This window comes from Roseateles sp. P5_B10, assembly GCF_056400485.1.
The window spans coordinates 1-530 of sequence record NZ_JBFULE010001744.1 but is presented as its reverse complement, the minus strand read 5'-3'; the positions used below and the strand labels follow the sequence as shown (position 1 = coordinate 530).

Here is a 530-nt window from a genome sequence, read left to right as displayed (position 1 = left end):
CGTCCGCACTTTCCTGAACGCGTAACCGGCAGCCGCATGATCCCCGGCGAGAGGTCGACGCGATCATACGCACTCTATCCATGAGAGTTATTTCGGAGGATAAAATGAAAATAGAGAAAGTCGAAGTCGAACGTTTAAGCCTTACGAGCGCAAAGCCATTCGATGCCGTTGTGGCCGCATTCAAGTCGGCGATCGGGCAGCCTGATATAGTCGAATTCTTCAAGGCGTCGAGGGCGGCAGATTCCTTCCCGGAATTGGAGCGCGTTGTGCAGGGCGCGCTCGGCCGTACGGGTTTTATGCTCTTTGCGGAATTCGACTTGGGCGCCGTTCTCCGTCTCGAATCTAGTTCAAAGACGCCCAGCAGTATGCGTTTTGTGGTGGGCAATCCACTCATCATGAAAGAAATGGTCAAACACGTACCCGATGCTGGATCTTACGCTCCAGTGACAATCCTCATTGATGAACGTTCCGATGGCGTGCATCTCTCCTATGACAGGATGGAGAGCTATCTCATGCCATATGGCAGCGCA

1 protein-coding gene is annotated in these 530 nt (G+C 53.2%); it reads left to right on the top strand.

The features are described 5' to 3' along the window. Window positions 1–104 precede the first annotated feature (104 nt). On the top strand, window positions 105–530 hold a 426-nt coding region (locus AC1DU6_RS35660), incomplete at its 3' end, for a DUF302 domain-containing protein (protein ID WP_477863349.1).